General features: G+C 43.9%; 17 protein-coding genes, 8 tRNA genes and 1 pseudogene. All 26 read right to left on the bottom strand.

The genetic code is table 11. The features are described 5' to 3' along the window. Positions 1-5: 5 nt before the first annotated feature. A pseudogene (locus ACVR1I_RS10635) lies at positions 6-1,171 on the bottom strand (hypothetical protein). A gap of 66 nt (positions 1,172-1,237) precedes the next feature. Continuing rightward, entirely contained in the window at positions 1,238-2,320 is a 1,083-nt protein-coding gene (purK, locus tag ACVR1I_RS10630; RefSeq protein ID WP_447443990.1) for a 5-(carboxyamino)imidazole ribonucleotide synthase, read from the bottom strand. Next, positions 2,307-2,795, bottom strand: a complete 489-nt coding sequence (gene purE, locus ACVR1I_RS10625; protein ID WP_447443989.1) for a 5-(carboxyamino)imidazole ribonucleotide mutase — start codon at positions 2,793-2,795, stop codon at positions 2,307-2,309. Before purE ends, purK begins: the two co-directional genes overlap by 14 nt. Positions 2,796-2,991: 196 nt before the next feature. After that, complete coding sequence (purD, locus tag ACVR1I_RS10620) at positions 2,992-4,254, bottom strand: phosphoribosylamine--glycine ligase (protein ID WP_447443988.1); 1,263 nt, start codon at positions 4,252-4,254, stop codon at positions 2,992-2,994. 236 nt (positions 4,255-4,490) lie between these two features. Further along, the gene (purH, locus tag ACVR1I_RS10615) at positions 4,491-6,038 is read right to left on the bottom strand and encodes a bifunctional phosphoribosylaminoimidazolecarboxamide formyltransferase/IMP cyclohydrolase (RefSeq protein ID WP_447443987.1); all 1,548 of its coding nucleotides are present in this window, start codon (positions 6,036-6,038) and stop codon (positions 4,491-4,493) included. A 213-nt stretch (positions 6,039-6,251) separates the two neighbouring features. After that, the gene (gene purN, locus ACVR1I_RS10610) at positions 6,252-6,800 is read right to left on the bottom strand and encodes a phosphoribosylglycinamide formyltransferase (protein ID WP_447443986.1); all 549 of its coding nucleotides are present in this window, start codon (positions 6,798-6,800) and stop codon (positions 6,252-6,254) included. Beyond that, positions 6,797-7,822 carry a phosphoribosylformylglycinamidine cyclo-ligase gene (gene purM, locus ACVR1I_RS10605; protein ID WP_447443985.1) on the bottom strand — a complete coding sequence of 342 codons (1,026 nt, stop codon included), beginning with the start codon at positions 7,820-7,822 and terminating at the stop codon, positions 6,797-6,799. Before purM ends, purN begins: the two co-directional genes overlap by 4 nt. 41 nt (positions 7,823-7,863) lie before the next feature. After that, entirely contained in the window at positions 7,864-9,315 is a 1,452-nt protein-coding gene (gene purF, locus ACVR1I_RS10600; protein ID WP_307121317.1) for an amidophosphoribosyltransferase, read from the bottom strand. Positions 9,316-9,395: 80 nt separating this feature from the next. Continuing rightward, positions 9,396-13,115 (bottom strand): phosphoribosylformylglycinamidine synthase, encoded by a 3,720-nt coding sequence (locus ACVR1I_RS10595; RefSeq protein ID WP_447443984.1) that lies wholly within the window; start codon positions 13,113-13,115, stop codon positions 9,396-9,398. Between the two features lie 64 nt (positions 13,116-13,179). Next, positions 13,180-13,899, bottom strand: coding sequence for a phosphoribosylaminoimidazolesuccinocarboxamide synthase (gene purC, locus ACVR1I_RS10590; protein WP_447443983.1), 720 nt, complete (start codon positions 13,897-13,899; stop codon positions 13,180-13,182). Positions 13,900-14,005: 106 nt separating this feature from the next. After that, entirely contained in the window at positions 14,006-14,245 is a 240-nt protein-coding gene (locus tag ACVR1I_RS10585) for an acyl carrier protein (RefSeq protein WP_447443982.1), read from the bottom strand. Continuing rightward, complete coding sequence (gene plsX, locus ACVR1I_RS10580) at positions 14,235-15,245, bottom strand: phosphate acyltransferase PlsX (RefSeq protein WP_447443981.1); 1,011 nt, start codon at positions 15,243-15,245, stop codon at positions 14,235-14,237. Before plsX ends, ACVR1I_RS10585 begins: the two co-directional genes overlap by 11 nt. 131 nt (positions 15,246-15,376) lie before the next feature. After that, on the bottom strand, positions 15,377-16,135 hold the full coding sequence (recO, locus tag ACVR1I_RS10575; protein WP_447443980.1) for a DNA repair protein RecO: 759 nt from the start codon (positions 16,133-16,135) through the stop codon (positions 15,377-15,379). Beyond that, positions 16,123-17,295, bottom strand: a complete 1,173-nt coding sequence (locus ACVR1I_RS10570) for a pyridoxal phosphate-dependent aminotransferase (RefSeq protein ID WP_447443979.1) — start codon at positions 17,293-17,295, stop codon at positions 16,123-16,125. Before ACVR1I_RS10570 ends, recO begins: the two co-directional genes overlap by 13 nt. Before the next feature lie 95 nt (positions 17,296-17,390). Next, on the bottom strand, positions 17,391-18,353 hold the full coding sequence (locus tag ACVR1I_RS10565; RefSeq protein WP_447443978.1) for a ribose-phosphate diphosphokinase: 963 nt from the start codon (positions 18,351-18,353) through the stop codon (positions 17,391-17,393). A 110-nt stretch (positions 18,354-18,463) separates the two neighbouring features. Continuing rightward, positions 18,464-19,690 carry a peptidoglycan hydrolase PcsB gene (pcsB, locus tag ACVR1I_RS10560; protein WP_447443977.1) on the bottom strand — a complete coding sequence of 409 codons (1,227 nt, stop codon included), beginning with the start codon at positions 19,688-19,690 and terminating at the stop codon, positions 18,464-18,466. 88 nt (positions 19,691-19,778) lie between these two features. Then, positions 19,779-20,294 (bottom strand): rod shape-determining protein MreD, encoded by a 516-nt coding sequence (gene mreD / locus ACVR1I_RS10555; RefSeq protein ID WP_447443976.1) that lies wholly within the window; start codon positions 20,292-20,294, stop codon positions 19,779-19,781. Further along, a complete protein-coding gene (mreC, locus tag ACVR1I_RS10550; RefSeq protein ID WP_447443975.1) occupies positions 20,294-21,130 on the bottom strand; it encodes a rod shape-determining protein MreC in 837 nt (278 codons plus the stop codon). The genes mreD and mreC overlap by 1 nt, the downstream gene beginning before the upstream one ends. A gap of 64 nt (positions 21,131-21,194) precedes the next feature. Next, positions 21,195-21,282: transfer RNA gene (locus ACVR1I_RS10545), tRNA-Ser, on the bottom strand. Positions 21,283-21,294: 12 nt separating this feature from the next. Continuing rightward, a tRNA-Ile gene (locus tag ACVR1I_RS10540) sits at positions 21,295-21,368 on the bottom strand. A 25-nt stretch (positions 21,369-21,393) separates the two neighbouring features. Further along, a tRNA-Phe gene (locus ACVR1I_RS10535) sits at positions 21,394-21,466 on the bottom strand. Positions 21,467-21,474: 8 nt separating this feature from the next. Further along, a tRNA-Met gene (locus ACVR1I_RS10530) sits at positions 21,475-21,548 on the bottom strand. Positions 21,549-21,561: 13 nt separating this feature from the next. Then, positions 21,562-21,651, bottom strand: a tRNA-Ser gene (locus ACVR1I_RS10525). A 5-nt stretch (positions 21,652-21,656) separates the two neighbouring features. Beyond that, a tRNA-Ile gene (locus ACVR1I_RS10520) sits at positions 21,657-21,730 on the bottom strand. A gap of 19 nt (positions 21,731-21,749) precedes the next feature. After that, a tRNA-Met gene (locus ACVR1I_RS10515) sits at positions 21,750-21,823 on the bottom strand. Between the two features lie 5 nt (positions 21,824-21,828). Continuing rightward, a tRNA-Pro gene (locus tag ACVR1I_RS10510) sits at positions 21,829-21,902 on the bottom strand. Positions 21,903-21,953 lie beyond the last annotated feature (51 nt).

Below are 21,953 nucleotides of genomic sequence, written 5' to 3'. Positions count from 1 at the left end.
TATCTTTAAATCAACTTTTTTAATATTGAACTACAGAATATGATAAATTTGGAAGGATATTTTATCCACCACGTGTCGTCAATATACTTATCAACTCTCTCTTCTTCACTAATAATAATCTGCTCAAATCTCTGATTTGCCATTATCTTATCCTCATATTTTTCTCCACCATAAAAAATACAATCTCTTAACTGTCGATAATCTATATCCTCTGATGACTTAATTATTGAGTATATATCTTTTGCTTTTGATTCACCCAATTTAATTTTCAAAGTAATAATTATTGTTCCAAGCGAGTAAGATGTAAGTACTAGAAAACGTATTACAGATAATTCTGAAGTCATGGAATTAAGTTCATAAGAAACCGACACTTCTCTAAATCTATTCATTAAGTCAAGAATAGTGGGATTCTCTCTTACAAAAGATAACATATCAGCAGAAATATTAGCATTCTTAAGTAAATCAATTGTTATTGGCTTAGATATAAAATCGTTTTGGATAGTATCTAACATATAATATTTTAAAACATACTCTAAAAGTAAAGGAACTAGTAAAGTAGTTAGAACACCAAATATACATGTGCTACTGGTTATTTTTCTTAATGAATGTAGTGGTAAAAATATTGTTAAAATGATGTAGGAAATCAAAACTACTAAAACATAAATCGCAAATGCTTTTATAGTAGAATATGAACCCACATAATCTATTGTAAAAAGTAGCACCACCCAAGGTAGAAGATAATAATAAAGTCCAGTTAAATAATTTCGAACAGCAAATAAGATTCCAAACATTGCTATGTAAAGCAAGCCATTTATCACTACCAAAGCAATAGATTGAACATTAAAAATTGAAGTCATTTCTGCTAAAAACAAAACAACTACAAAAAAACAATATTTGTTAAAGCATACACCGCACTGCCTAATTCACGGCGTTTTTTTAAATCATTTTTATATCCTTTTTCAATAACAAAAAAATAGCTTCTGTTTCGAATCTGTCTAAATAATTCATAGTTTGACTTTATCCAAAGAACTAAATTATTCTTCCAAAAGAACAGTAATCCCAAAATCATAACTACAGCTATGAACTTAGACAAAAAATCATTCTGTTTCAATAAGATTATCGTTAAGAAACCTATACCAACGGAGATTAACTGCTTAGTTTCTTTTTTCACATTCAACTGAGAAATACGTTTTGCTTTACTCGTTAACCATTTTACCAATTCAAATATTTTCACTTTTCAAAACTCCTCCACACTTTCCGCATCTTCCCCCAACACCGTCACATGTCCCATCTTGCGGTTGTGCTTTGCTTCTAGTTTACCATAAAGGTGGAGGTGGGCGCTAGGGTTTTTGGTACAAAAAGCTTGCGCTGCTGCCATGTCTTGTCCGAGAACGTTGAGCATGACGGCTGGGCGAAGGAGTTCAATCTCAGGAAGGGGCGCACCGAGCACTCCCAGGACATGGGTGTCAAACTGGGAGAAATTGCAGGCTTCAATGGAATAATGGCCTGAATTGTGAGGGCGAGGGGCGATTTCATTGACCACAATCTTGTCACCGGCCACAAAAAGTTCCACACAGAGTGTCCCAGCTAAGTGCAAGTGTTGGGCGATTTTTTTAGCCATTTCTTGGGCTTTTTGAGCCAAGGCATCTGAAATCCGGGCCGGGACAATGGTTTTCGAGAGAATGTTGTTTCGGTGTTGGTTTTCTTGGACGGGAAAGACAGTGAAATCTTTACCGTTTCCTGAAATCAGTACAGAAATCTCCAAATCAAAGGCAACAAATTCTTCCAGAACACAATTAGTGGTCTCTGCTAAGGCTTTGGCCTCTGGGAGGTCCTCTGCCCCTTTAAGGACAACCTGACCGTGGCCATCGTAACCACCGGTTGCCGTCTTTAGCACGTATTTTTTGCTAAAATCAAGACCGTCTAGGTCCTGAGCAGATGCAATCACCCGATAGGGAGCAACCGTGACTCCTGCTTGATTGGCGAGAAAGTCTTTTTCAAAAATACGGTTTTGCGAGATACGCAGGAGATCGGTCCCTTGCGGGAGCTGACCCTCTGAGACCACCGCGTCCAGACCATCCGCATCCACATTTTCAAATTCATAGGTGAGGACATCGCAGCGTTCCGCTAGCTGGCGAAGGGCAGTCACATCATCATAAGGCGCCACAATCATCTCTGCCACACGGGAAGCTGGGCAGTCTGCAGCTTGGTCTAGGGCAATCACCTTGTGGCCCATGTAGATGGCTGAAATGGCCATCATCTGGCCTAGTTGCCCACCGCCGATGATGCCGATGGTTTTGCTTGGGTTAGTTGAGGTCATCTGTCATAGCCTCCGCAATCTTTCCTTGCTGGACAGCAAAATCTGCCAACTGCTGAGCAATCTGTGCGTCTTCAATCGAGAGAATCCGGAGAGCCGTCAGGGCTGCATTGGTCGCTCCCGCCTCTCCAATCGCCATGGTCGCCACAGGCACACCACCTGGCATCTGGACGATGGAATAGAGTGAATCAAGGCCAGAAAGGGCGCGGGATTTGACAGGAACTCCGATAACCGGAAGGGTCGTCTTAGCGGCTACCATACCTGGCAAGTGGGCCGCTCCACCTGCACCTGCGATGATAACCTTGATGCCACGATCGCGAGCCTCTTCGGCATGCTGAAACATGAGGTCTGGAGTACGGTGGGCAGAGACAACTTTCTTTTCATAAGGGACACCGAAGTCATCGAGGACTTGGGCTGCTTTTTGCATGGTGGCCCAGTCGGAGCTGGAGCCCATGATAATGGAAATGATTGGGTTCATAGAAATTTTCCTTTTCTTTTTTTGCTAGTCCTCTTAAGCAGTGGCGGACACAAGCAACTCCCTTCGGGATTTCATTGCTAGGTTGCGAACCTAAGGTCTCTCAACCTCCGCCCATGCGAGAATACTTCTCGCATGGTTTCACTGCGGCGAGGACTAGCGAACTAACGAGGTTACGCCTCGTTTGCTGTCGCTACTATTACTGAATCGCCTTGCTACCAATATCCTTCCGATAAAAGAGGCCTTGGGTTTCTTGTTTGGCGAGTTCGGTATAGATGTTGTCCTGCGCAGCTGAGACGGTATCGGATGTGGTGACCAGCATATAGACACGTCCACCATTTGACAGTAGAGCTTTGCCATTTTCATCAAACTTAGCCCCTGAATAATAGGTGATGATGTCACCTTCGGTCTTAGCTGGCAGGTGCACACCTTTTTCGTAATCAAGGGGATAGCCATTTGAGGCGACAACCACTCCGAGGGTGACACCATTTTCCTGCCACTGGATGTCTGGGGTCTGTTTGTTTAAAATATCGGTGATGTTTTGGGCAAAATCTGACCTTAGGCGAGGTAGGATAATCTGGGTTTCAGGGTCGCCAAAGCGGGCGTTGAACTCAATAACTTTAGGACCATCAGCCGTCACAATCAAGCCACAGTAGAGAATGCCCAGGTACGGACGTCCTTCTGCGATCATGCCTTTGAGAACAGGCTCAACGATGGTCGCAACAACTGTATCCACAAGGTTTTGTGGCAGATGAGGGACGGGAGCGTAGGCACCCATACCACCTGTATTCGGTCCCTTATCACCGTCGTAGGCACGCTTGTGGTCCTGGGCTGTCGGCATGATGTCGTATTGGTCGCCATTGGCAAAGGCAAAAAGGGAGAACTCTTCACCATCTAGGAACTCTTCGATAACCACACGAGCACCGGCATCTCCAAAGCGGTTGTCGAGAAGCATCTCACGAGCTGCCTCCACGGCTTCTTCGACCGTTTCAGCAACAACCACGCCCTTACCAAGCGCTAGGCCATCGGCCTTGACAACAATGGGAGCCCCTTGTTCTTCGATGTAGGCTTTAGCCTCCTCAAAGTCGGCAAATGTGCCAAAGGCTGCTGTTGGAATGCCGTATTTGACCATGATTTGCTTGGCAAAATCCTTGGACCACTCAAGCTCCGCGGCCAATTTACTTGGCCCAAAAGCCTTGAGACCAGCCTGGTTAAACTCATCAACGATCCCAGCTGCTAGGGCATCATCTGGTCCTACAAAGGTCCATGCAATCTGATGTTCTTTTGCAAAGGTGATCAGAGCAGAATGTTCGGAAATCCCAATATCTACCAGATCCAAGCCATCCAGGGTCATACCATCATTTCCTGGGGCTACAAAGACCTGTTCAACCTCTTTTGATTCTAACAACTTTTTAGCAATCGCATGTTCACGACCACCCGAACCAACAACCAATAATTTCATCAGAAACTCCTCATTGTTTACTAGTGACAAGAACAATTATTGTTCTTTTTACGAATTATATAAAACCATTATATCACAATCGTTCGATTTTACGGGTTGTTTTATGGAAAAGCCAGCAAACGTTCGGAAAAATAAGGGGAATTTCTTGCTTTTATAGAATGTGTTTATCCGTTTTCCCGATTACAAGACAGAAAAATCAAACACGGTAAAAGCCATCCATTCGGATGGCGCTTTTTTTAATGTCTAAAGTGTCTCACACCGGTGAAGACCATGGTAATGCCGTGCTTGTTAGCCGCATCAATCGAGTCTTGGTCACGGACAGAGCCACCAGGCTGGATAATGGCCTTGATTCCTGCTGCTGCGATTTCTTCAATGTTGTCCGCAAATGGGAAGAAGGCATCAGAAGCAAGGACTGCGCCGTCCAGACGGTCTTTGGCTTGCTCGACGGCGATACGGACAGAAGCGACACGGTTGGTCTGACCAGGCCCAACACCAAGGGTTTGGTGGTCGTTGGAAATCAAGATACCATTTGACTTGACGTACTTGATGGCTTTCCAGGCAAACTCAAGAGCAACGCGTTCTTGCTCATCCGGCTGACGCTCTGTTACCACCTGCCAGTCCGCTGGGACTTCTTTGACCACGTCTTGGTTTTGCACCAACATCCCACCGACGACACCTGTATACTCGGCTTCTTTCTCGCTGGCGTCTTGGGCATCAAATGGCAATTCTAAGAGACGCAAGTTTTTCTTTTTATTGGTCAAAATAGCTAGCGCTTCTTCTGAATAAGACGGGGCAATGATGATTTCAAGGAAAATCGGGTGCATCTTTTCAGCCGTCGCAGCATCCACCTCACGGTTTAAGACGACAATCCCACCGAAAATGGAAACCGGATCAGCATCGTAGGCATAGTCCCAAGCTTGCTCAACGGTGTCTGCTTGACCGATTCCGCATGGGTTCATGTGCTTGAGGGCCACCACTGTCGGACGGTCCTTGAAGTCACGGATAATGCGAATCGCCGCATCTGCGTCACGGATATTGTTGAAAGACAACTCCTTTCCGTTTAATTGCTTTGCAGAGGCAATCGAGTAATCCGTCGGAATAGCATTTTGGTAAAAATCCGCATCCTGTTGAGGGTTTTCACCGTAACGCATGGACTGATTCAAGTCGTAGGTCAAGGTCAATTTCTCTGGCTTGGTTTCACCGACCTGCTCTGTAAAGTAGGCAGCAATCAAGGCATCGTAGGCTGCGGTATGGCGGAAGACTTTGGCTGCCAAGCGTTGACGGGTCTCATAGGCCGTCTCGCCAGTTGCTTTTAGCTCATCCAGCACCACCGCATAGTCAGCTGGGTCAACCACTACTGTGACACTGGCGTGGTTTTTAGCCGCAGAGCGAAGCATGGACGGTCCACCGATGTCAATGTTTTCCACTGCCAAATCATAAGTCACATCCGAACGCAAAATGGTTTCCTTAAAAGGATAAAGATTGACCACGACTAGGTCAATCAAGCCAATCTCATGGCCTTTGGCCGCATCCAAATGGCTATCCAAATCTCGACGAGCCAAAAGGCCACCGTGGATTTTAGGATGAAGGGTCTTGACACGACCATCCATCATTTCTGGAAAGCCAGTCACATCATCGATAGCGATTGTCGTAACCCCTGCATTATCAAGGGCTACCTTGGTTCCACCGGTCGAGATAATCTCCCAACCCAGTTGTGTCAATTCTTGGGCAAGTTCTACAATTCCTGCCTTGTCTGATACACTAATCAGTGCGCGTTTTGTCATGATTTCTATTTCCTATCTATATCGTTTCTTATTGCTGTTACAATACCGTTAGCCATGAGTGCTGCAAACACTGCTTGCCAAAAGTTCAGTTTCTTAAAAATGACGAACACAATCCAAAAGACAACTACGAAAACCATGATTGTCAGCAACATATTTATTACTGTTTTTTCATTTTGTTCTCTAAAATAGTTGTTTTCATCCTAAAGTCACTCGCTAAAAACGCTTCACTAATTCCGCAATTACTTCTGGATACAGTTGGTATTCCGCCTGGTGAATTCGCTCTTCAAAGGTTTCAATGGTGTCTTCTAAGAGTCGTGGCACCCTGACCTGGGTAATGATTTGTCCTGTATCCACCCCTGAATCCACCCAATGAACAGTAACTCCAGACTCTTTAACGCCGGCCTTCCAAGCATCTTCAATGCCGTGGGCACCGGGAAACTCTGGAAGATAGGCTGGGTGGATGTTGATGATTTTTCCTTCATAGGCAGCTAACAAGGTCGGACCGATAATCTTCATGTAGCCTGCCAAAATCACCAAATCAATCTGGTGTTGGTCCAGCAGTTGGACCAGGGTTTCTTCATAAGCCTCTTTATTGTCAAACTCCTTGAGCGCAAAGCTATAATGCGTCACACCCAGCTTCTTGGCACGCTCTAGCACATAGGCCTCAGACTTATCCGAAAAGAGAAATTCCACTGGGAATTGTTCAGCGATGACTTGAAAATTCGAGCCAGATCCACTGGCAAAAACAGCAAGCTTGGTCATCGAATCACCACACTAGCCTCTTCTTTGGCAATGATGCGGCCGATTTCATAAACCTCTTCATCCACCAAGTCTTTAACAGCTGCGACCTTATCTGGATGGACCGCCAAGACCAAGCCAATCCCCATGTTGAAGATTTCAAACATTTCTTCGTGCTTGATCTTGCCGTATGTTTCAAGGGCTTTGAAGATTGGTAAAACTGGAATCTGTTTTTCATCGATTTCAGCAGCCAAATTCTCACCAAACATCCGCGGCACATTTTCAATAAAGCCACCACCTGTAATATGGGCAATCCCGTTGACCAGCCCTGCTTTTACGAGCGGAAGGACCTGTTTGACATAAATACGGGTTGGCTCCAAGAGAACGTCTTTAAGGGCTCTGCCTTCTAGCTCTGGTAACAGAGCGTCGCCATCCATGTCCGCAAAGACCTTACGCACCAAGGAATAGCCGTTGGAGTGGATACCGCTGGAAGCTAGACCGAGCAAGACATCGCCTTCTGCGACCTTACTGCCATCGATGAGTTGGGATTTTTCAGCAATACCAACCGCAAAGCCTGCCAAATCGTAATCGTCTTCACCGTACATGCCCGGCATCTCAGCTGTTTCACCGCCGATGAGGCCACAACCGGCTTGCACACAACCTTCTGCCACGCCAGCGACGACTTGCTCGAGCTTGGCCGGTTCATTTTTTCCGGTGGCGATGTAATCGAGGAAGTAAAGGGGCTCAGCACCCGCAGCGATGATGTCGTTGACACACATGGCCACACAATCCTGGCCAATAGTATCGTGCTTGTCATACTGAATCGCCAACATGAGCTTGGTGCCGACACCATCCGTCCCTGAAACCAGGACAGGCTCTTTGACATCCAACTGGGTCAAATCAAACATGCCACCAAAGCCACCGAGTGCCCCCATGACACCCAATCGTTCTGTTCGGGCAACGTGTTTTTTAATCCGTTCAACGACTTCATAACCCGCTTCAACATCCACACCCGATTGGGCATAGGCATTTTTCTTTTCAGACATAAGGTTTCCTTTCTTTGAAACACCACAAGATAGAGATACGATTATTTGACATTTTGAATGTAAAAACTGGTTTTTTCATTTAAACTACGGAGGTATTCTTCTTCGTAATCATAGAGTGGGGTTGGGTAGTTGCCATCAAAATAAGCGACACACAAGCCCCCATTCGGTGCATCTGTTTCTAAGCCGATGGCCTCAATCATCCCATCCAAGGACAGGTAGGTCAGGCTGTCCGCTCCAATAATCTCGCAGACCTCCTCCACGCTATGGTTGGCTGAAATCAACTCGCGACGGGTTTGAATATCAATCCCGTAGAAGCAAGGGTACTTGAGTTCGGGGCTCCCAATCGCCACATGGACCTCAGCCGCACCCGCTTCGCGCAACAACTGAACAATCCGACGTGAGGTTGTCCCACGGACAATCGAGTCATCAATCATGACCACGCGCTTGCCTTTCACGACACCTGATACGGCAGACAGTTTCATACGGACCCCTTGCTCGCGCAATTCTTGGGTTGGTTGAATAAAGGTCCGTTGGGTATACTGGTTTTTAACCAGACCCATTTCATTTGGCAAGCCCGATTCTTCGGCGAAGCCCATGGCTGCGCTAAGAGAGGAATTTGGCACACCGACCACAATATCGGCTTCATGTTGAAATTCCTGCGCCAGCTTTTTCCCCATATTCTTCCGAGCCGTATGGACATTGACCCCAGCAATGGTCGAATCCGGACGAGCAAAATACACATATTCCATGGAACAAATCGCCAACTGGGTATCGGTCGTGTAGGTGTCTTCTTGAATCCCCGCATCATCGATGATCAGGACTTCCCCAGGGCGAATATCTCGTATCCACTCCGCACCAATCACCTCAAAGGCACAGGTTTCAGAAGCCACTACAATGGCACCATTCTTCATCTTCCCGAGCGACAGGGGTCGGAAACCATTGGGGTCAAGAGCCGCAATCAATTTGTCTTCCACCATCAAAAGGTAAGCAAAACCGCCTTTAACCGTTGAGAGGGCTTCCTTGACCTTGCCCATGAAACTCGGATTGTGGCTCCGGCGAATCAAGTGCATCAAAATTTCTGTGTCTGATGAGGCGTTAAAAATGGCACCTTGTTTTTCCAACTCATTACGCAAAGAGATGGCATTAGTCAAATTCCCATTGTGGCAAAGACCAAACTGCCCATCATTAAATTTATAGAGGAAGGGCTGGATATTGCGAATATCCGAAGATCCTGCGGTCGCATAGCGGACATGGCCAATAGCTGCCGAACCCGTCAATTTTTCCAAATCCTTAGGATTTTTAAAGACCTCAGAGAGCAAGCCCATGTCACGGTGTCCCTTGAGGGTTCCTTGGTCGTTAGAGACGATGCCTGCCCCTTCTTGGCCTCGATGTTGCAAACTATGGAGCCCAAAATAAGTCAGTTGAGCAGCCTGGGGATGTCCCCAAACGCCAAAGACGCCACACTCTTCATTTAGCGATTTTACTTCGTACATTGTTATTACCTTTAGTTTTGATAACTTCCTTATCAGATGGGGAAAAGGAGGGTCACCATCTGGCCCACCTTAATCCCTATTTATTTCCCTGTAAAATAACGGACCGCACTGTCAAACAAAGCTTGGTCTTTTAGACCAGGGACATTTTGGAAGAGCCCCTCTTCCCAGCGTTCGCTGTGACCCATTTTCCCGATGATTTGACCGTTTCGGCTAGTAATCCCTTCAATGGCATAGAAAGAACCATTTGGATTGTAACGGCTATCCATACTTGGATTTCCTTCAAAGTCGACATACTGACTCCAAATTTGACCATGGTCACGCAGCTCTGCAAACTCTTCAGCCGTCACGACAAACTTCCCTTCCCCGTGGGAGACTGGAATCGTATGGACATCGCCTAATGTGACACCAGCTAACCAAGGTGAATTGGTATTGGCAATACGGGTCTCAACCATCTTGGCAACGTGCTGGTTGGCATCATTGTAAAAGAGGGTTGGACTGGTTTCAGAAGCTGTCTCAAAGTTCCCATACGGCAAGAGACCAGATTTGACTAGGGCCTGGAAGCCATTACAGATACCAATGATGAGTCCGCCACGCGCGATGAAGGCATCAATGGCTGTACGCACGTGTTCATTCAATAAGATATTGACGATAAATTTGGCAGAACCATCTGGCTCATCTGCCGCAGAGAAGCCACCTGCAAAGAAGAGGATTTGACTCTCACCGATTTTTGCGACCATCTCCTCAATCGACTGTTGAATGGCTTTGGCATCCAAGGTTCGAAACGGTAGCAAGTCTACACGAGCGCCAGCTTGTTCAAAAGCCTTAGCAGAATCATACTCTGAGTTAGTTCCAGGAAAGACCGGAATATAAACGAGCGGTTGATCGACAGTTTCTTTAGCTGTCTTCACCACATCCGTCACCACTTGAGGAACAGCGGCCAAAGTTGTTTCCTGGTCAAAGGTTGTTGGATAAACTGTTTCTAACGTCCCTTCATAGGCAGACAAGAGCTTGTCACCAGCAAGGCTCACACCGTTAACGGATAAAGTAAATTCCGCCACTGTTTGACCGATGCTTTCAAGGCCGTCAATAACATCCGGAGACGTGAATACAAATCCACCCAATTGCCCTGTCAAACTGGACGGCAGGTCAGCAAGCGACACCTCAGCCCCGATGCGGTTTCCAAATGTGGCCAAGGCAAGGCTTTCTAGGACACCACCATATTTCACAGCAGAAGCAGACGTCACTCTATACTTGTCTTGAATGGCCGCAAATTGCTCAAAGTTGGCTTTGATGCCGTCAAAAGCAATATTTTCTGATAAAGCATAGCCTGGGATGTAGTAAATCGTTTCACCAGCAGCTTTAAATTCTGGCGAGAGCACCTTGTCAACAGATGCTGTGGTCACCCCAAAAGCCACAAGTGTTGGTGGAACTGTTAACTCTTCAAAGGTCCCTGACATGGAATCCTTCCCGCCGATAGATGGCAAGCCCAACTGGATTTGGGCTTCAACAGAACCCAACAAGGCCGCCACAGGCTGACCAAAACGCTCTGCCTGCTTGTCCATACGTTGGAAGTATTCTTGGTAAGAAAAACGGGCTTGTTTCCACTGGCTCCCAGCGGCTACCAAGCGGCTCGTTGCTTCAATCACAGCATAGGCTGCACCGTGATATGGAGACCATTCCGCCAAATACGGATGGTAGCCTTGGGCAATGGCTGATGCTGTTTGCGTTGTTCCGTGTTGAACAGGTAATTTTTGAACAGATGCTTCTGTTGGGGTCACCTGGTAACGCCCACCTAATGGGTGATTGACGGTAGAGCGACCGACAGAGGAATCAAAGATCGTCTGCAAGCCTTTTTGACTGGTATGGTTGAGGTCAGAAAGGACAGCGATTGTATCAGCTTCAAGGGTTTCTGCTGTCGTCACGCGTGCCTCAGGAATCTCACCTTCATGGTCCACTACCTTGGCGTCTACGACCACGCGCACGCCATTGTTGTCTAAAAAGGCCCGTTCAATATCAACGATTGTCCGACCTTTCCAGGTCATGACCAAACGAGGGTCCTCCGTAACGGTCGCCACTTCAACCGCTTGGATATTTTCCTTGGTTGCTGCTGCAATAAAGGCTGCCGCATCTTCCGGACGGACCACAACAGCCATCCGTTCCTGGCTTTCTGAAATAGCAATTTCTGTTCCATTTAAGCCTTGGTATTTGAGAGGGACCTTATCTAAGTCAATAGTCAACCCGTTAGCCAACTCACCGATGGCCACACAGACCCCACCTGCACCAAAGTCATTGGATTTCTTGATCAGACGGGTCACTTCACCATCTCTAAAGAGACGCTGAATCTTCCGCTCTTCAATGGCATTCCCTTTTTGGACCTCAGCACCAGCTGTCTCAACCGACTCAGTTGTCTGGACCTTAGACGATCCCGTTGCCCCACCGATACCGTCACGACCGGTTTTCCCACCAAGAAGAATGACCACATCTCCCGCCGCTGGTTGTTCACGAACCACATTTTCTTTTGGAGCAGCACCGACAACCGCTCCTAACTCCATGCGTTTGGCTACAAAGCCAGGGTGGAAGTATTCTTTAACATAGGTCGTCGCAAGACCGATTTGGTTCCCATATGAAGAGTAACCATGAGCGGCTGTCTTGGAAATCACCTGCTGTGGCAATTTACCTGCACGCGTTTCTGAAATCGGCTGGGTAATGTCACCCGCTCCTGAAATCCGCATGGCTTGATAGACATAGGAACGCCCTGATAAAGGATCCCGAATGGCTCCACCGATACAGGTTGCCGCGCCACCAAATGGTTCGATTTCCGTTGGGTGATTGTGGGTCTCGTTCTTAAACATGAGAAGCCATGGTTCTTTGACGCTATCAACATCGACTTCAATTTCCACTGAACAGGCATTGATCTCATCCGACACTTCCATGTCGTCCAAACGACCGTTAGCCTGCTCATAACGCCCAAAAATCGTCGCCATATCCATGAGGGTTTGAGGCTTCTCACTCCGCCCCAATTCCTCCCGCATGGCCAAGTATTTGTCATAAGTTGCCTGCAGTTGGGCCTCAAATTTAGAGGCCGAAAAATCAACCTGACGCAACTCTGTTTCAAAGGTTGTATGACGGCAGTGATCCGACCAGTAAGTATCCAACACCTTTAATTCCGTCTCTGTTGGAAAGCGCCCAATCGATTGGAAATAGTCCTTGATAAAGAGCAAATCGGCAACTTCCATAGCCAAGCCATGCTTGGCCTTGTAGTCAGCAAACTCCGCCTCTCCAAAATGTCCAAAAATGTCCAAAACAGGAATATCTTCAGAAGACTGACTAAACTGTTCTTCCTGTAAACCCTTTTCAATAGCCTTAAAACGTGAGTCAACAGGATTGAGCAAGTACTTTTTAATAGCTTCCAATTCCGACTGGTCAAGGTCTTTATTTAAAAGGTAAAGTTGGGCTGCTCTGACAGTCACATCTTGGTTTGCTCCTAAGAGGAATAAAGCCTCTTGTGCAGATGCTGCCCGCTGGTCAAATTGACCTGGCAAGGCCTCAATCGCAAAATAAGCATGGTCAGCCAAGGCAACTTCCTTTTCAGTCAAGACAGTATCTGTCACTGGCTCTGAAAAGATGTGTTTTTCGGCAGCTACAAACAAAGCCTCTTCCAATCCAAAGACATCATAGACCTGGACCAAGCGTAAACTCTCTAAACTAGTCAACTGCAGGTTTTCACGCAATTCCTTGACCAAGGCCTCTGACTTGACCTGAAACGCTTCTTTTTTCTCAACAAAAATCCGTTTGTTCATGATTTTACTACCCCTTCGGCAAAAATGTGATGGACACCATCAGTCTCCACTCTTTTAGACGAATTTATTCCTTTCCCTCTTTCAATGCATTCAATCGATCCAAAACAACTTGGTAAACAGCAGTCACCGATCCAAGATTACGACGAAAAACATCCTTATCCATATGGTTGCCCTCTGCATCCCAGAGGCGACAAGTATCTGGAGATACTTCGTCTGCCAAAATAATCTGACCAGCTGACGTACGACCAAATTCCAACTTATAATCAATCAGGGTCAAGTCAACTTTCGCAAACAGATCCTTGAGAACCTCGTTTATGCGACGGGCTTCTTCTTTTAGATAAACCAACTCCTCAGCAGTAGCAACCTTTAAGAACAATGCGTGTTCGTCATTGATGAATGGGTCGTCTAAGTCGTCATTTTTATAGTAAAATTCCACAATCGGCTCAGGCAAGAGTTGACCTTCCTCAATCCCAAATCGCTTGGAGAATGAACCTGCTGTGTAATTCCGTAACACCACTTCCAAGGGAATAATGTCCACCTTGAAATTACTTTGTTCGGTTTCTGACAATTCTTCAACAAAATGCGTCTGAATACCAGCTGCCTCTAACTGCCTAAAAATAAGAGACGAAATCTGATTATTGAGCCGCCCCTTCCCTTGAACCTCTTCTTTACGCGCCCCATTTAACATGGTCGCCTGGTCCTTGTATTGGGCAATAATCACATTCTCGTCTGCTGTACTGTATAAATTTTTGGCCTTCCCCGAATAAATTAACTTCTTGGTCATTTTATCGTTCGCCTTTCTTGGTTTTATAATTGGATTATAGCACAAGAATCTAAAAAACAAAACAATAAACAGAAGATAATACAAAATAAACAAAAAACGTCCGCAATTAGCGAACGTTAGTTTTTATATGTTTTATCATGTCCGACAAAGTATGAAAGTCTTCAATAGCCTGATCCGGGATTTCGATACCAAACTCATCTTCTACAGCAATCACAAATTCCATTACTTCAACAGAATCAGCCGCTAAGCCATCTTGAATAGATAATTCGGGTGTAACAACAAAATCAGAACCTTTTTGTTCATGAATAATACTTTGTATTTTTTCAAAAATCATCTCACTTGTCATCTTTTGTCTCCTTTACTGAGAATTGCTGAACAGATTTGCTAACAACATCTGACTCCAACATCGTACGGATTTGACGAATAGTCGCGAAGATGCTCTTAGCATCACTAGAACCATGTGCTTTCACAACAGGTGCTTTCAGTCCAAACAATACGGCACCACCCGCATCGGAATAGTCCAATGTCTTTTTCATCGAGCGAAGACTATCTTTCATGAAAAGATACCCAATCTTCGCTTTCAAACCACCGTTTTCGATAGAGGATTTTAATTGGCCCATAATGGATTTTGCCGTACCCTCAATGGTTTTCAAGACGGCGTTTCCCGTGAAACCATCCGCAACTACTACATCAGCAACCCCATTTAAAAGCTCACGCGCTTCGACATTCCCAATAAAATGAATGGAGGCATCATTAGATAACAATCCGTACACTTCTTTACGAAGTGTATCTCCCTTGGTGTCTTCCGTCCCGTTGTTCAAGAGGCCAACACGAGGATTTGCAATCCCACGCACATGCTCTGCATAGAAAGAGCCTAGAACAGCATACTGGTACAAATGCTGGGCTGTGTTTTCTGCATTGGCACCTAGATCCAGCATATCAAATCCTTGGCCTGTAACCGTCGGCAAGGTAGACAAGAGTCCTGGTCGCTCAATTCCTTTGATACGCCCCACTACAAATAGTCCTGCCGCCAAGAGAGCTCCAGTGTTTCCTGCAGATAAAACGGCATCCGCCTCCCCATCTTTTACAGCTTTTGCTGCCAAGACCATGGAAGCCTTTTTCTTCTGGCGAATAGCCTTTGCTGGCTCATCATCAGAGTTAATCTTTTCATCTGTATGCACAATTCGAACACGTTCCGTAGCCGTTAAATGCTCTTGTATCTTTTTCTCATCTCCGTATAAGACAATCTCAATATCCTTAAAATTCGCAATCGCTTGGTTAACACCCTCAACGATTTCTTTTGGAGCGTAATCTCCACCCATTGCATCAATGGCGATTTTCTTCATTTTTTGACTCCTTCATCACAAATACTGGCCTTATTATAGCATATTTTCAACTCTTTTTCATTTTTTGATAAGGCCCACTTGTGACAACTGACTGTCTTTTGGAGCAAAAAAGACCGCTAATAGCAGTCTTTCTATTTTTTCATGATGTCTCCCCATTTATCCAGATCATCAATAAACTTTTTACTTTTCAAATGAATACCAACATACTCATCATACAATTGATCAATAAAGAGACGGATTTTTTGCTTCATCTCCGACTTAATGGAAATAGTCTCCAAATCCGTAAAGGAAATCGATTGAAACTGGTCCAGCAAGTATAAGACATTTGGATCGACATGACTTCTTCGTTCATCCTCATGCAGATGCTGTGGGCACAAGACACCTGAAAACCGATACGAATAATCAAAGGGCAAGCCTACCCGGTGACAAACTGCACACTCGTGAAAATTCAACGAAACCCCAAAACGTGACAAGAGTTGAATTTCAAAAATATTGGTCAAGACGGCTGCATCCAGACCTGATTCCATCAGTTCCAAGGTTTTTTCCAAAAAGGCAAATAAGGCCGCATCCTGAATGCCGTCATTCATACAAGCATCAGCTAAAGAAACAATGTACGAAGCATAGGCTAGTTGAAAAATATCCTGGTGAATTTGTTGAAAAGTCTTAATTTGGTGCGCATCATCAATATAGCTTAGACCATCCTCATTGATTTTCACAATAAAATCTGCAAAAGAGAGGGGTTGAATTCCCGCAATGAGTTTGGATTTGCTGGCATGTTTCACGAAAAACATTCGCTTCCCTGCTTGTTCCGTAAAAATCTTGACCAGCTTGTCGTCTTCTCGGAAATTGCGGTTGTACAAGACCAAGCCTCTGGTTTCTATCCGTTGCATTCTTCCAAATATTCCTTCAACCGTTCCATCGCTTCCCGAATGGTTTCCATACTGGCCGCATAAGAGAGGCGGACATAACCTTCACCAAATTTTCCAAAGGCAGCTCCTGGAATAAAGGCCACAGCTTTTTTACGGGCAAAATCCTGTAAGAAAGCCATTGAATCTTGGTTGTAACCTGCTGGAATTTTAGCAAAAATATAGAAAGCTCCATCTGGTTTGATGATGTCAAAGCCCAAGTCAGACATTTTTTCAATGATATAATCTCTGCGAACCTTATATTCATCCCGCATTGGAAGAGCATCGTCTTTACCATTTTTCAAGGCCTCAATCGCCCCAAACTGCATTGGAGTGGCAGAAGCTGTTACCAAATACTGGTGGCTCTTGATCACCTGAGCAATAATTTCTGGCGAGGACAAGATAAAACCAATCCGCCAACCCGTCATCGCATGGGATTTAGACAAACCTTGTACCAAAATCGTTTGTTCTGGCAGGTACTCGGCAATCGATACATGGGGTTCACCAGTATAGTTTAACTCTGCATACACTTCATCTGACAAGACAAAGATGGGATATTTCTCAATAACCGCCGCCAAGGCCTTAATTTGCTCTCTAGAATAGGTCACACCCGTTGGATTGGTAGGGTAATTCAAAATCACAGCTTTAAGCTTATCGCCTTGCTCTTGTATAGCCTTTTCCAACATCTCAGGCGTTAGGACAAATTGATTTTCAGTCGTATCAATTTCGACAATATCTGCCCCCATCATGTTCACAATCGGCTCATACCCTGGATAAGCAGGAGCAGGTAGCAGAACCGTATCTCCGGCTTCTAAGATTGCAACTAGAGAAGCAGAGAGAGCCTCAGTTGCCCCAATACTCACCAAAACTTGGTCACTCTTGTAGGAAAGATTGTATTTTTCAGCCATAAACTCAGCAACAGCTTCCCGCAATTCTAAAAGACCGGCCATACCAGTATAATGACTCTCATTGGCATCAATCGCTGCTTTTGCAGCTTCTTTTACATGGTCCGGTGTTGTAAAATCTGGCTCCCCCAAGGTTAATTTTAAAACCCCTGGAATATCTGAAATGGATTGATCAAATTTCCGAATCATCGAAACCTCAATCCGATCCAGTTGTTTATTAAAACGATCTGTTAATATCATACACTATCCTCACAATCACTTTTTACTATTATAATACAATTTGAACAAAAAGAAAATCCATAGGGAAAACCCATGAATTTTCAATTAACTTCTTATTAACGATGGCTTTCAAACAATGGAGATAAAGGACGTTTTTCATGAATACGAATAATCGCCTCTGCCAACAATTCTGCCGTTGAAATCGTCTCAATTTTATCAATCAAGCGATCCTCAGGGATTTGAATCGTATCCAAAACAACCAATTTCTCAATTGCTGATTTTTCAATATTGTCCATAGCTGGACCTGACAAAACAGGGTGCGTACAAGACGCATATACGGCAACAGCACCTGCTTCTGCGAGAGCGTCTGCAGCATGACAAATCGTTCCTGCTGTATCAATCATGTCATCAATCAAGATACAGGTCTTGCCTTCAATATTACCGATAATATTCATCACCTCAGAAGTGTTCATCTTATCAACACTTCGACGTTTATCAATAATCGCAATCGGCGTTTTCAAAAATTGCGCCAGTTTACGGGCACGGGTTACACCACCATGATCTGGAGAAACAACTACATGGCCATCTCCAACCATTCCACGACGCTCAAAATAATCTGCAATCAATGGTGCTCCCATCAAATGATCTACTGGAATGTCAAAGAAACCTTGAATTTGAGATGCATGCAAGTCAATGGTTAACAAACGATCCACACCAGCTGTCTCCAACATATTGGCAACTAGTTTGGAAGTAATCGGTTCACGAGCACGAGCTTTTCGATCTTGTCGTGCATAACCATAATAAGGAATAACTACATTTACTGACCCAGCTGATGCCCTCTTTAAAGCATCCACCATAATCAAAATTTCCATTAAATTATCATTAACCGGTGAACTCGTCGATTGAAGGATATATACGTGACTGCCACGAATAGACTCCTCAATATTGACCTGAATCTCACCATCTGAAAATTGACGAACTGTTGACTTCCCTAATGAAAGCCCAATATGTTTTGCAACTTTTTCAGCCAACTCCTGATTCGACGAAAGTGCAAACAATTTTAAGTCAGAAAACGCCATGCCAACCTCCTATTTCTTCTTCCTTTCTATTTTAACGTTTTTTATTCTATTTTTCAAACAAAATTAAAAGAAATAAAAAGATTGAGAATCTCCCAATCTTTTTGATTTTATTAATTTGGATAGATGTATCCTGAAACTCCATCAGCTGCTGGATTAAACCAACCACGGAAATCTCCTAAATATTGATTACCAGCATAGTTTGACTCAACAACCTTGATTTGAGAACCGTTGACAGCTGTAACAACTGCAACATGACCATAATAACCTGAAGTCCAAACTGCTACTGCACCAACTTGTGGAGTAGAACCTGTACGGTAACCAGCTGCACGAGCTGAATACAACCACTGATTAGCATTACCCCAATAATTATGAACCCAAGGCGCTGCTTCTTTTACTCCCCAAGTACATTGTCCTACTGGATATGTATTGCTTCCACTCGAATATCTTGGAGTAGGAGTTGGAGTATTTGTAGATACTTGAGTTACTGGTGCAGACTGCACTGGTGTAGTTTGAGTAGGAGTGACTGCTGGAGTAGAAGTACTAGTACTAGCACCTGCTGTAGAAGCCTGAACTGGTGTTACAGACTGCTGCTGTTGTTGTCTGAGTGCTGCTTGTTGAGCTTGGTAAGCTGCTTGTTGAGCTGCCGCTGCTTGAGCCGCTGCTTGAGCTGCCGCTTTCTGCTCAAGCAATGCTGCTTTTTGATCTTCAGCAGTTGCTTTTTCAGCCGCCAAATTCAATTGAGCAACTTTAAGTGCTGCTTCTTGTGCTTTTAGTTCCTCAGCATCATCTGCCAATGTTTTCCAGTTAGCTTCAACAATATTAATGGCTTCTTGATTAGCTTTTTGCTTTTCTGCAATCGCTTCTTTATCAGCTTTTTGTTGTTCCAACATGCGATTATTTGCTGAAACAATTTCACGCATCGCACTCACACGAGAAACGGCGTCCACAACTGACTTAGAATCTAAAATTGTGTTGATATAGCTTGATGCAGAAGCATCCGTTTGAGCACTACGAGCTTGTTCTTTTAGTGCTGCATCACGTGAAACAATATCAGCTGATAATTGTTGAATTTCTTCAGCCAATTTTCTTGATTCAGCTTCTAAACGTTCATTTTCTGCATTTAATTTTTCTTGTTCTGCACGAATAGCATCTACTCTGCCTTGAATCGCGTCAACTTCCGCTTGAGCTGCTGCTTGTTGGGCTGAAATACTATTGATTTTATTTTCTTGTGCTGCGATTTGGGCATCAGTATCATCAGCTTGTACCAAAGCAACTGTTCCAAAATTTGTCAAAGTGATTGTGCTTACTAACAATGCTGCTAAAACTTTTTTCTTCATAGATAGGTATAACTCCTCTATTCTTTCTAATCGACTATATCATTTTAACAAAAAAAACGCGATAGTATGTTACGCGTTTGTTACAATTTTATGTCTTATTTGTTATTTTCAACCATCTAAAAAATAAAGGTTGTATCAATAACAAAATAAGTGAATTAAAGACAAGACTAGGCATCAAATCATAGAAAACAAATAAGAACATAGACAGATTTGTTAATTGAAAAAGCCGTGCGAATAAAAAACTTAAAAATTCAAAGAAAAATATAATAATAACCAGTAACATGAAGTTTGTAACTTGTTTAAGTGGTATGTTTTGATAAACATAATGAATAAAATAGATCACTAAAGGAAATAAAGTCACTGCAATTCCAACAATTCCAAAATAATACAAATCATAGAACAAACCTACAAATGTAAAGGCAATCATATTATAAACCCATGGCAATGATTTTGAGCAAAAGAAACCAAAGATAAGGATTAAATAACTCGATATAAACATAGAACGGGGAGATAAATTTGTTAAAACCGTCGTCAATTGACTATCTATAAAAAATAAAGCAAATAATACAATTGGAGTTAAAAAGACTAAATACTTACTTTTCATTATTCTTCACCAACCACTGTTACAGAATAAATATTTGAAAAATCAGCTAGCGGTTCAATAAATAGCTCTCGATTCAAGCTACTACTATTTGTGCGGATAGAAACTACCTTTCCGATAGGAATATTAGAGGGGATATCACCAGCTAAGTCACTAGTCACAATCAATGTTCCATCAGGAATTTTTTTCTCACTATTTAACTGAGTAACAATCAAAGAGTGAGAATCATTGTCATACCCAGATAAAATTCCATAAATCGTCTCATCTTCAATTGATAATTTAACAGCTAGTTTTGTAAAATTATTGGAATTCGTTAATAACTTTACAGTTGTAGTATGAGCAGTCACAGAATCAACTAAACCAATGAGACCACCATTGGAAACAACTAACATATTAGGGACAATTAAATTAGTAGATCCTATATCTAAAATAACTTCTTGGTCCCAAGCATTTGGTGTTCTAGAAAAAACCAAAGCCGGAATAAACTGTTTTTCAGAATATAATTCTTTCAAAGACAAATCATTTCTTAAGCTAGCATTTTCAGATTTTAATGAATCATTCTCAGAAATAACTGATTCAAGTTGGGTAATCGTCTTTTTCAATTGTTTATTTTCATCAAAAGCAACTAATAATTCAGCAATAGAATCCTTTTTACTAGAAAGGAAAGAAACAGGCTTTGCAAACAAGGGATTTAGAAAGGAAGTCGATTCTTTCAACAAACTAGAAACCCCACTAAAATTTACTAAGCTAGAATTAGAAGATAAAAATAACAAAGAGAAAGAAAGAACTAAAAGAACAGCAAAAGAAATAATCAATCTAGAAAATTTATAACGTTTCATACACTACCCTAACCATTTAGATACAATAAAACGAGAATATCTAAAAGATAGTCTCGTTAACAAACGGAGAATAAGGGATTCGAACCCTTGCGCCAGTTACCCGACCTAACGATTTAGCAAACCGTCCTCTTCAGCCTCTTGAGTAATTCTCCAATATTTAATAATGGGCACGAGTGGAATCGAACCACCGACCTCACGCTTATCAGGCGTGCGCTCTAACCATCTGAGCTACGCGCCCAAAAATAATAGTAAAACTATTTCTATGGCGCGAGACGGAATCGAACCGCCGACACATGGAGCTTCAATCCATTGCTCTACCAACTGAGCTACCGAGCCAAAATCTATTGCGGGAGCAGGATTTGAACCTACGACCTTCGGGTTATGAGCCCGACGAGCTACCTAGCTGCTCCATCCCGCGTTAACAATATGAAAGGAGGATGTGGGATTCGAACCCACGCACGCTTTTACACGCCTGACGGTTTTCAAGACCGTTCCCTTCAGCCGGACTTGGGTAATCCTCCGTAAATGGACCTTGTAGGACTTGAACCTACGACCACTCGGTTATGAGCCGAGAGCTCTAACCAGCTGAGCTAAAGGTCCAGCACCTAAAGTACAAAAATAGCGGCGAAGGGGATCGAACCCCCGACCTCCCGGGTATGAACCGGACGCTCTAGCCAGCTGAGCTACACCGCCATTAATCGGGAAGACAGGATTCGAACCTGCGACCCCTTGGTCCCAAACCAAGTGCTCTACCAAGCTGAGCTACTTCCCGTGTATTCATTAAAAATAAATCTCCCCTAATGTCAAACACTAAGCGAGCTAT

It is taken from the genome of Streptococcus cameli (assembly GCF_053207365.1).
The sequence above is the reverse complement of the archived record's forward strand: the minus strand, read 5'-3'. Positions and strand labels throughout refer to the sequence as shown.

Excerpts from the sequence above, each read along its gene's own strand:
- purM (WP_447443985.1), bottom strand. The coding sequence starts at position 7,822 with ATGTCTGAAAAGAAAAATGCCTATGCCCAATCGGGTGTGGATGTTGAA.
- purH (WP_447443987.1), bottom strand. The coding sequence starts at position 6,038 with ATGACAAAACGCGCACTGATTAGTGTATCAGACAAGGCAGGAATTGTA.
- mreC (WP_447443975.1), bottom strand. The coding sequence starts at position 21,130 with ATGAAACGTTATAAATTTTCTAGATTGATTATTTCTTTTGCTGTTCTT.
- purD (WP_447443988.1), bottom strand. The coding sequence starts at position 4,254 with ATGAAATTATTGGTTGTTGGTTCGGGTGGTCGTGAACATGCGATTGCT.
- purC (WP_447443983.1), bottom strand. The coding sequence starts at position 13,899 with ATGACCAAGAAGTTAATTTATTCGGGGAAGGCCAAAAATTTATACAGT.
- purN (WP_447443986.1), bottom strand. The coding sequence starts at position 6,800 with ATGACCAAGCTTGCTGTTTTTGCCAGTGGATCTGGCTCGAATTTTCAA.
- ACVR1I_RS10585 (WP_447443982.1), bottom strand. The coding sequence starts at position 14,245 with ATGACAAGTGAGATGATTTTTGAAAAAATACAAAGTATTATTCATGAA.
- purK (WP_447443990.1), bottom strand. The coding sequence starts at position 2,320 with ATGACCTCAACTAACCCAAGCAAAACCATCGGCATCATCGGCGGTGGG.
- recO (WP_447443980.1), bottom strand. The coding sequence starts at position 16,135 with ATGCAACGGATAGAAACCAGAGGCTTGGTCTTGTACAACCGCAATTTC.
- purF (WP_307121317.1), bottom strand. The coding sequence starts at position 9,315 with ATGTACGAAGTAAAATCGCTAAATGAAGAGTGTGGCGTCTTTGGCGTT.
- plsX (WP_447443981.1), bottom strand. The coding sequence starts at position 15,245 with ATGAAGAAAATCGCCATTGATGCAATGGGTGGAGATTACGCTCCAAAA.
- mreD (WP_447443976.1), bottom strand. The coding sequence starts at position 20,294 with ATGAAAAGTAAGTATTTAGTCTTTTTAACTCCAATTGTATTATTTGCT.
- ACVR1I_RS10595 (WP_447443984.1), bottom strand. The coding sequence starts at position 13,115 with ATGAACAAACGGATTTTTGTTGAGAAAAAAGAAGCGTTTCAGGTCAAG.
- pcsB (WP_447443977.1), bottom strand. The coding sequence starts at position 19,690 with ATGAAGAAAAAAGTTTTAGCAGCATTGTTAGTAAGCACAATCACTTTG.
- ACVR1I_RS10565 (WP_447443978.1), bottom strand. The coding sequence starts at position 18,353 with ATGGCGTTTTCTGACTTAAAATTGTTTGCACTTTCGTCGAATCAGGAG.
- purE (WP_447443989.1), bottom strand. The coding sequence starts at position 2,795 with ATGAACCCAATCATTTCCATTATCATGGGCTCCAGCTCCGACTGGGCC.
- ACVR1I_RS10570 (WP_447443979.1), bottom strand. The coding sequence starts at position 17,295 with ATGATATTAACAGATCGTTTTAATAAACAACTGGATCGGATTGAGGTT.